The sequence below is a fragment of the Pseudomonas sp. genome (assembly GCF_049645325.1).
GTDB lineage: Bacteria > Pseudomonadota > Gammaproteobacteria > Pseudomonadales > Pseudomonadaceae > Aquipseudomonas.
Window position 1 is genome coordinate 1 of the sequence record NZ_JBARTQ010000201.1, and the last position, 9472, is coordinate 9472.

Sequence of the window (9472 nt, forward strand, 5' to 3'; positions counted from 1 at the left end):
GGGCTGCGAAGCGGCCCCAACAAAGACTCCGCCGAGTTCCAGATAGAACCAGGTCGCCTGGTTTGGGGCCGCTTCGCAGCCCCGCGCGGGGCAAGCCCGCTCACTACAACGATGTGTAGATACTTATGCTGCGATGCGGGCACCCCGGTGAATCAGTTGAACTGAGTGGATGCCATCGCAGGCAAGCCAGCTCCCACATTGAATGAGTTTCCAATTTTGGATCTGTGGTGGTGTTACGAGTGATCAAACTCCAGCAAAAAGTGCGGGCTGACCTCGCCTTCAAGCGCGGTCATGTGGTGTTCGGCGTCGCACATGTGTTCATGCATCAAGCTGCGTACGGCGCTTTCATCCCCGGCACGAAAGGCAATCAGCAATTGCTTGTGATAGTCGAGGTTGGCCGCGTCGAACTGTTTGCGCTTGGGCTTGTAGGCCTTTTTCAGCACCACCAGGTCGCGCAGCAGGTCGTTGAGAAACTGCGCCATGAAGCTCAGCAGTGGGTTGGGGCACGCCTTGGCCAGCAGGTTGTGAAACTCCAGCTCTGCCAGGCGCTGCTCACGCTGACCGGCTTCGCTGTCTTCGGGGGCGCTGCAAAAATCCACGTTGTCTTGCAGGGCCTGGTAATCGTCCTCGCTCAAGCGCCCGAGCACTGACACCGCGAGTTCCACCTCGATGACTTTGCGCAACTGGTACACCTGCTCGCCGTCCAGGTGCTGAAAGTGCAGGTAGTTGCGCAACGCACGGCTGGCGGGTTCGGTGCCGGCCTGGTTCAGGTAGGCGCCGCCACTCGGGCCGGTGCGTGTGTTCACAAGGCCTTCAACCTCCAGAGCCTTGAGCGCTTCACGGGCCGACCCTTTGGAGCACTGAAAGCTTTCCATCAACTCGCGCTCGGTGGGCAGGCGGTCGCCGGGCTTGAGGGCATCGGTGACGATGGAGCGCTTGACCGACTCGACAATCACATCGGAAAGCTTCTGGCGTTTGCGTCGTAGCGGGCGGCTGAGCATGCTGTTCTATTGATCCTATTAATGCGGATTAATAGCACTTAATAACGATTGGGCAGAAGCGTCAACGCAGGGTGTCGTTTTCGGCGCGAAGAGGTCGTAAACGCGGTGGTTATTCCCAGTTGCCCCGGTCGAGGCAGCGTGTGGAGACGGGCGGCTGTTTGCCGTAGACCAGAAAGTCACCGACCCATTGGTTGCTACAGCCACCGGCGGCAGCGCCGGGTTTTGCTGTTTCCCTGAGCAACAGCAGGTCGACGCCGGAAATCGCTGGCTCGTCGCGCCCGGCGTTGACCAGCGCCATGCGCGCGACGCGCTCGGGGAACAGGGCGGCATAGCGGCCGCCGACACGGGTTGCAGCGCCAATGCCGAGAAAGTTGAGCTGCGCCTCGCCCAGTTGCCCGCGCACGAACTCCATATCCCGCGCTGCCTGCTCGATGCCGTGGTCTTGAGTAAGGTCGCGGGCGCTGAGCTCGATCACGTCATAACGATCGGCCAGCGTGCGATAGGCCGCAGTGGCAAAAGACTCCCAGCGGCCGACCAGCTGCAGGGCGAATGCGCCACCTTGACCCTTTTGCGCCTCGCCGGCCTGGATAAACACCACGCCTTCGCGGCTGAGTGGCTGACGTGCGCCTACTCGCGTCAGCGCCAGGCGTACCGAGCCGCGCGCCGCTGCCGCGTGGTCGCGGGGCACGCTGACCGTGCCGCACTGGGTGCGGTCAAGTACCTCGGGGTCTGGGCGTGCGATGGCGGGCAAGGGGCAATCCAATAACCAGTCGATCGCAGTGGGCGCGATCAGAAGGTCGGCAAAGCCCAGATTTGCTATCAGCCAGAGGCAACCGCACGCCAGGCTTTTTACAAAAACGCGGGGTTTCATCAGGAGGATCCGGGCAGCCGTGTGAGGACGGCTTTTTACCAAGGACCCGGGGTCAAGGAATGTAGGACTAATAAACGGTTTGTGTAAGGAATCGGAGTTTTGTAATCAGATATCCGCTTTCCAGCCGCCGCCCAGGGCTTTGTACAGCGCAATACTGGCTTGCAGCCGCGACAACCGCAGTTGCACGTTCAAGTCTTGCGCGGCGTACAGCGTGCGTTGGGTTTCCAGCACGGTCAGCAAGTCTTCGGCGCCTGCCTGGTAGCGGCTTTCGGCGATCTGGAAGGCAGTCTGGGCCTGTTGCAGTTCCTCGGCCTGCCAGTGGCGCTGTTGGTCCAGGCGCGTGATGCTGCTGAGGGCTTTCTCGACGTCGGCAAAGCCGTTGATGATGGCGCCGCGATAGGTTTGCAGCAGCTCGTCCTGGCGGGCGCGGGCCTTGTCGCGCTCGGCGCTTAGACGGCCATTGTTGAAGATCGGCGCCACCAGGCCCGAGGTCAGCGTGTAGAACGGGCTGCGCAGGATATCTTCCGCTTTGTACGCGCCCGAGCCCCATGTAGCGCCCAGGGTGACGGTCGGCAGCATCGCCGCGCGGGCCACAGTGACGTCGGCATTCGCTGCCGCCAGTTGCGCCTCGGCCCGGGCGAGGTCGGGGCGCCGGCTCAGCAGTTGGCTGGGCACGCCCGGGCCTATGGTTGGCCAGGTCAGCGACTGGAACGCTTCGTCGCCCAAGTCGAGCGCCTGCACCGGCTGGCCGAGAAGGGCGGCGAGGGTGATCAGGGATTCTTCGGCCAGTTGCTGGATCAGCGGCAGTTGGCGTTGCTGGCTGGCCACCAGGCTTTTCTGCTGGGCCAGTTCCAGGGCGGTGGCGGAGCCGGCGTCGTAGCGGGTTTGCACCAGGTTGAGCACGTTGCGCGCATTCGCCAGGTTCAGCTCGGCGATCTGCTGGCGTTGGCGAGCGGCGAGGGTTTGTGCGTAGCGGTCCGCCACGTTGCCGAGCAGGGTCAGCTCCACCGTGGCCCGGTCGAACTCGCTGGCGCGCAGGGTTTGCAGGGCACTGTCCCGAGTGGCGGTACGGCCGCCCCAAAAATCCAGCTCGTAGCTGGCGGTGAGGTTGGCGCCAAAACTGTCGACGGTGTTGTTGCTGTCGGTGGCGTCCAGGTCAGAATTGCCAGTACCGCGCAGCAGCTTTTCACGGCTGGCGGTGAGGTTGAAGTTCACCTCGGGCAATAACGGCGCCCCGGCAATCACCGCACTCGCCTGAGCCTGGCGCACCCGCGCCATGGCGGCGGCCACGTCATAACTGTCACGGCGCGCCTGATCGATCAAACGGTTCAACGGCGGGCTGCCAAATTGCGTCCACCAGCGTTGGTTCGTTGCCTGGGCGGCCGCCCGTTCGGTGTATTGCCAGGCGGCGGGCGGCGCGATGCCGCTGTCGACCACTGGCGGGTTACCGCTGCAGGCGTTGAGCAGCAGGCACAGGCCCAAGACAGACAGTTGCGGGGAGATGGATTGTTTATTCACTGGTCAACGCCTTAACCGGATCGAGCCGGGCAGCTTTACGGGCCGGCATGAAGCCGAATACGACGCCGGTGACCAGCGCACAGCCAAACGCACCCAACACCGCCACCAGGGAAAACTGCACGGCCACCTTGGCCAGCACCAGCACGCCGCCCACCAGCAGGGCGAGGGCGATACCGCACAGGCCGCCGACCACCGAGAGCATCACCGCCTCGGTCAGAAACTGACGCAGGATGTCGCGCTGGCGAGCACCGGTGGCCATGCGAATGCCAATTTCACGGGTGCGTTCACGCACGGTCATCAGCATGATATTCATCACGCCGATGCCGCCGACCAACAGGGAAATCGCGGCAATCGAACCGAGCATCAACGACAGCGTGTTTTGCGTGCGTGCTTCGGCCTGGATCATCGCGGCGTTGTTGGTCAGTTGGTAGTCGCGCTTGCCGTTGTGCAACTTGAGCATCAGTTGGTCGATGGCCTGTTCGGCCTCACGCACCTTGCGCGCGTCGGCGGCGGCGATCGCCACGTATTCGGGGTTGTAGCTGCCGAACAGGCGCACGCTCGCCGCGTTATAGGGGATGGCCACACGGTCATCGCTGTCTTTATCGCCGGAGCTGGCGCCTTTTTCCGCAAGCACGCCCACCACCTGGAACGGCACGTTTTCGATGAGGATGTACTGGCCAATCGGGCTGGCAAGGCCTTTGAAGAGTTTTTCCCGGATCCGGTGGCCGATGACCGCCACAGTGGCACCGGCGCGTTCGTCGGCTTCGGTGAAGTAACTGCCCTCGACCACGGGCCAATTGAAAATCGCCGGGAAATTAGTGTCATTGCCGCCGACGTAGGCCATGTGGTCGACATTGCCGAAACGCACCCCGGCTTCCGCACCGTTGACCGGCATGATGCGCTTGACCTGCGGCAAGCTGCCGAGGGCGGCCACATCACTCAACGTGATGATGCCTGGCGGTGCGCGCGGATTGGGGGCTGTGCCGCCCAGGTAAAGGATATTGGAACCGAATGCGCCCATCTGCGCCATCACCTGGCGCTTGCTGCCTTCGCCGACGGCCAGCATCACCACCACTGACGCCACGCCGATGATGATCCCCAGCAGCGTCAGGGCGGTGCGGAAACGGTTGATCCACATCACCCGCCAGGCCGCTTGTATTGCGTCCACCAGCTCGGCTTTCCACACGCCGTTGTGCTCGGCACCGTCGGCCAGGCGCTGGCGCAGGTCCACGGCCTGCAAGGCCCCGCTGTTGGCGATTGCCGGTACATGCGCTTCACCCTCGGCCGAATCGCTGATGATCAAGCCGTCGCGAATCTCGATGATACGGTTGGCCCGCGCCGCCACCTCGCGGTCGTGGGTGATCAGGATCACCACATGGCCCTGGCTCGCCAATTCGTCCAGCAGCGCCATGACCTCGGCGCCACTGTGGCTGTCGAGGGCGCCGGTGGGTTCGTCCGCGAGGATGATATGGCCGCCGTTCATCAGCGCCCGCGCGATGGAGACGCGTTGCTGCTGCCCGCCGGAAAGTTGATGTGGGCGGTTGCCGGTACGGTCGGCCAGGCCCAGGCGGGTGAGCAGGGCGTTGGCGCGCGCATGGCGTTCGACCGCACTGATGCCGGCATAGATCGCCGGCATCTCGACGTTTTCCTGGGCTGAGCCCGAAGGAATCAAGTGGTAGCCCTGGAACACGAACCCAAAGGCTTCACGGCGCAGCCACGCCAGCTCGTCGCTGTCCAGGTGCGCGACGTTTTCACCGGCGAACAGGTAGTCGCCGACGGTGGGCCTGTCGAGGCAGCCGAGGATGTTCATCAGCGTGGATTTGCCTGAACCCGACGCGCCGACAATCGCGACGAACTCGCCGGCATGGATCGACAGGTCGATGCCGCGCAATACGTCGACCTGCGGGCTGTCGCCGCCGCCGTAGGATTTGCGGATGTTCTTGAGTTCGATCAGAGGCGTGGTCAACTCAACCCCCACTGCCATCGACCGGGCCGATCAGCAAGTGATCGCCTTCGTTGAGGCCATCGAGCACTTCGACGCGCAGACGGTCGCTGATGCCCAGGCGCACTTCGCGCTCCTCGATAGCGCCGTTTTTTGCCACCACGCGCGCGATCGACTTACCCGCGCCGGGACTGTCCAGCAGCGCCGCGACCGGCGCGGTCAGGGCGTCCTTGACCTGGCTGGCGACGAAAAATACCTGGGTGGTCATCTCGGCCATCAGCGCATGGTCGGCGTTGTCCACGTCGAGCAGCACGGTGTACAGCACCACGCGGCCACTGCCGCTCTTGCTGGTGCTGCTGGGGCTGCCACCGCCCTGGCTGGTTTCGTTGAGTGGCTTGGGCGGGATCGGCAAAATCTGGCGCACGGTGCTGGTCCAGCGCCGGGTGCCGCCGCTGAGGGTGGTGAAATAGGCGGTCATCCCCGGTTTTACGTGACCGATGTCGGCTTCGGAGACTTCCGCCCAGACGGTCATCGGCGACAACTTGGCGATGCGCAGGATCAGCGGCGTCTGTTGCTGGGCGTTGAGGGTCTGGCCGACGCGCGCGTCCACCGCCACGACGGTGCCGTCCATCGGCGCGAAGATCCGCGTGTAGCCCAGTTCGGCTTCGTCGCTGCGCAGGCTGGCCTGGGCTTGGCGGATCTGCGCCTGGAACATGTCGACCCGCGCCTGGGTGGCGCTCAGTTCGGCCTTGGCGGTCTGCACATCTTCCTCGCGCGTGGCATTGCCTGCGGCCAGGCGTTGCTGGCGCTGGTACTTCTGGCGCGCCAGCTCATGCTGGGCCCTCTGCTCCTGCAACTGGGCCTGGAGGTTTTCGATGGCATAGCGGCTGGCGTCGAGCTTGGCCTTTTGCGTGGACGGGTCGATCTCCACCAGCAATTGACCTTCCTTGACCTGGTCGCCAGCCTCGACGTGGATCTTCTGGATCTGCCCGGATGCCTGCGCGCCCACGTCGACATAACGGCGCGGTTGCAGGGTGCCCAGAGCGGTGACGCTGCTTTCTATGTTGGCGCGCGTGACGGTGACGGTGGCCAGCGTGTCGCGGCCCGGCGGCAGCACCTGCCAGGCGGCAACGGCGAGCACGGGAATCAGGCACGCCACCACAAGCAGGGCGCGTCGGGCAGGTCGAGGGCGTTTCATGCTTAGGTTCCAGCCAGGAAAGATCGGAGCGCAGTTGCGCAGAGCTGACAGTTAAACGAGGAAATTGCCTGGGGATTTAGGCCGTTACACAATCGGTAACAGCTGCGTGGAATAAAAAAATCGACTGCGGGTGCAAGACTTCTTTAAAAGTAGATGAGAATTACTATAAATTGCACGCACTCAAACTGCCATCATCGATGGGCTGTCTTTTAGTACTCAAGGATCGTATGCCGTCCACCCTGACGGTCGGGAGTCATGTTGGAAAACTACTATCGCGAGCTGGTGTGTTTCCTCAACGCCAAGCTGGGCAACCGTCAGGTCGCCGAGGATGTGGTGCATGACGCCTATGTGCGGGTGCTGGAGCGTTCCAGCGAGACGCCGATCGAACAGCCGCGCGCATTTCTGTACCGCACCGCGCTGAACCTGGTGATCGACGGCCATCGGCGCAACGCCTTGCGCCAGGTCGAGCCCCTCGATGTGCTGGACAGCGAAGGGCGCTTCGCCGCCTGCTCGCCCCACGCCAGCCACGATCAAGGGCAGCGCCTGGAAATGCTCGAACGCGCGCTGGCAGAACTCCCAGCGGCGTGCCGTGACAGCTTCCTGATGCGCAAGCTGGACGGCCTGAGCCATCTGCAAATTGCTGAGCGCCTGAGCATTTCGCGCAGCCTGGTGGAAAAGCACATCGTCAACGCGATGAAGCATTGCCGGGTGCGCATGCGCGAGTGGGACGCGCACTGATCGGCCATTGGCTAAATTTTATTTCATTGTCCTCGTTTCCTATCAACACACGACCTGTTGATCAGCCTTCAGGTCTCGAAGGTATTCCCGCCCCACCGCCACGGGGCTTATCCAGAGGACACTGGAATGACACAGGCAATTGCTTCGCCCGCGGTTCATGACCTGATCGGTATCGGTTTCGGCCCTTCGAACCTGGCGCTGGCCATCGCGTTGCAGGAACGCGAGAAGACCCAGGGCAAACTGGACGTGCTGTTTCTCGACAAGCAGGCCGACTACCGCTGGCACGGCAATACCCTGGTGACCCAGAGCGAACTGCAGATTTCCTTCCTCAAGGACCTGGTCACCCTGCGCAACCCCACCAGCCCTTACTCCTTCGTCAACTACCTGAAAGCCCACGACCGCCTGGTGGACTTCATCAACCTGGGCACCTTCTACCCGTGCCGCATGGAGTACAACGACTACCTGCGCTGGGTGGCGAGCCAGTTCCAGGCCCAGGGCCGCTATGGCGAGGAAGTGCTGGCCATCGAGCCGATCCTGCATCAGCAGCAGGTCGAGGCGCTGCGCGTGATTTCCCGTGACGCACAGGGCGAGCAGCATGTGCGCACCACCCGTTCGGTGGTGGTCAGCGCCGGCGGCACGCCGCGTGTGCCGGTCGCGTTCAAGGGCCTCAAGGCTGACGGCCGGGTGTTCCACCATTCCCAGTACCTGGCGCGCATGGCCGAGCAGCCTTGCGTAGACGGCAAGCCGATGCGCATTGCGATCATCGGCGGTGGCCAGAGCGCCGCCGAGGCCTTTATCGACCTGAACGACAGCTTCCCGTCGGTGCAAGTCGACATGATCCTGCGCGGTTCGGCGTTGAAGCCTGCCGATGACAGCCCGTTCGTCAATGAAGTGTTCTCGCCGGCCTTTACCGACCTGGTGTTCCAGCAAGTCGGTGCCGAGCGCGAGCGCCTCGTGGCCGAGTACCAGAACACCAACTATTCGGTGGTCGACCTGGACCTGATCGAGCGCATCTACGGGATTTTCTATCGCCAGAAAGTCTCCGGCATCGCCCGTCATGCGTTCCGCACCATGACCGTGGTCGAGAAAGCCGCCGCCGGCCCGCTGGGCGTCGAACTGACCCTGCGCAACAACGCGACCGGCGAAACCACCCTGGGCCATTACGATGCCGTGGTGCTGGCGACCGGCTATGAGCGCCAGATGCACCGCGAATTGCTGGCGCCGCTGGATGCCTACATGGGCGACTTCGAGGTCAGTCGTGACTACCGCATTGTCACCGACGAGCGCTGCAAGGCCGGGATCTACATCCAGGGTTTCAGCCAGGCCAGCCATGGCTTGAGCGACACCTTGCTGTCGATCCTGCCGATTCGTGCCGATGAGATCGCGGCGTCGCTGTATGAACACGACCGCCACCGTGGCCAGGCGCGCTCGGTGCAGGACCTGCTGTTGGCAACGGCCAGCTGACAGGCTGTACTTGTGACACGGGAGAGCTGCTGATACTGTACAAAAAACCAGTATCGGTAGCCCTCCATGCAGTTGATCGAAAAACTCAGCATCCTCGCCGACGCCGCCAAGTACGACGCCTCCTGCGCGAGCAGTGGCGCGCCCAAGCGCAGCTCCGAGGGCAAGGCTGGCTTGGGTTCCACCGATGGCATGGGCATTTGCCACAGCTACACGCCCGACGGGCGTTGTGTGTCGTTGCTCAAGGTGTTGCTCACCAACTTCTGCCTGTACGACTGCCAGTACTGCGTCAACCGCCGCTCCAGCGACGTGCCGCGCGCACGTTTCAGCCCGGAGGAGGTGGTCACCCTGACTCTGGATTTCTACCGCCGCAATTGCGTCAGCGGGCTGTTTCTCAGCTCAGGGATCATTCGTTCTGCCGACTACACCATGGAGCAGTTGGTGCGTGTCGCCAAACTGTTGCGCGAAGAGCATGACTTTCGCGGCTACATCCACCTCAAGACCATTCCCGAAGCCGACCCCGCACTGATCGCCGAGGCCGGGCGTTATGCCGATCGCCTGAGCGTGAATATCGAGTTGCCCACCGACGCCAGCCTGCAAACCCTGGCCCCCGAAAAACAGATCGTCTCGATCAAGCAAGCCATGCAGACCATCTACACCGGCGAGCAGACCGTGCTCAACGAACCGCGCGCGCCGCGTTTCGCCCCGGCCGGGCAGAGCACGCAGATGATCGTCGGCGCCGA

The 9472-nt window shown here is 63.1% G+C and carries 8 protein-coding genes; 3 read left to right on the forward strand and 5 right to left on the reverse strand.

Annotation, left to right across the window (positions count from 1 at the left end):
• Positions 1-233 precede the first annotated feature (233 nt).
• The 5 genes from WBB95_RS08890 to WBB95_RS08910 all read right to left on the reverse strand — a co-directional run bounded on the left by WBB95_RS08890 (position 234) and on the right by WBB95_RS08910 (position 6530).
• The gene (locus tag WBB95_RS08890; RefSeq protein WP_424487244.1) at positions 234-1001 is read right to left on the reverse strand and encodes a FadR/GntR family transcriptional regulator; all 768 of its coding nucleotides are present in this window, start codon (positions 999-1001) and stop codon (positions 234-236) included.
• A 109-nt stretch (positions 1002-1110) separates the two neighbouring features.
• On the reverse strand, positions 1111-1872 hold the full coding sequence (locus WBB95_RS08895) for an alpha/beta fold hydrolase (protein ID WP_424487245.1): 762 nt from the start codon (positions 1870-1872) through the stop codon (positions 1111-1113).
• Positions 1873-1977: 105 nt separating this feature from the next.
• Complete coding sequence (locus WBB95_RS08900) at positions 1978-3390, reverse strand: efflux transporter outer membrane subunit (protein ID WP_424487246.1); 1413 nt, start codon at positions 3388-3390, stop codon at positions 1978-1980.
• The gene (locus WBB95_RS08905) at positions 3383-5374 is read right to left on the reverse strand and encodes a MacB family efflux pump subunit (RefSeq protein ID WP_424487247.1); all 1992 of its coding nucleotides are present in this window, start codon (positions 5372-5374) and stop codon (positions 3383-3385) included. Before WBB95_RS08905 ends, WBB95_RS08900 begins: the two co-directional genes overlap by 8 nt.
• Positions 5358-6530, reverse strand: a complete 1173-nt coding sequence (locus tag WBB95_RS08910; protein WP_424487248.1) for an efflux RND transporter periplasmic adaptor subunit — start codon at positions 6528-6530, stop codon at positions 5358-5360. The genes WBB95_RS08905 and WBB95_RS08910 overlap by 17 nt, the downstream gene beginning before the upstream one ends.
• Positions 6531-6785: 255 nt before the next feature.
• Between WBB95_RS08910 and WBB95_RS08915 the strand changes: the two genes are divergently transcribed.
• From WBB95_RS08915 to WBB95_RS08925, 3 genes are all read left to right on the forward strand, one after another.
• On the forward strand, positions 6786-7268 hold the full coding sequence (locus WBB95_RS08915) for a sigma-70 family RNA polymerase sigma factor (protein WP_424487249.1): 483 nt from the start codon (positions 6786-6788) through the stop codon (positions 7266-7268).
• A 126-nt stretch (positions 7269-7394) separates the two neighbouring features.
• Entirely contained in the window at positions 7395-8732 is a 1338-nt protein-coding gene (locus tag WBB95_RS08920) for a lysine N(6)-hydroxylase/L-ornithine N(5)-oxygenase family protein (protein WP_424487250.1), read from the forward strand.
• Between the two features lie 66 nt (positions 8733-8798).
• The coding region (locus WBB95_RS08925; protein ID WP_424487251.1) for a putative DNA modification/repair radical SAM protein at positions 8799-9472 on the forward strand (674 nt) is incomplete at its 3' end.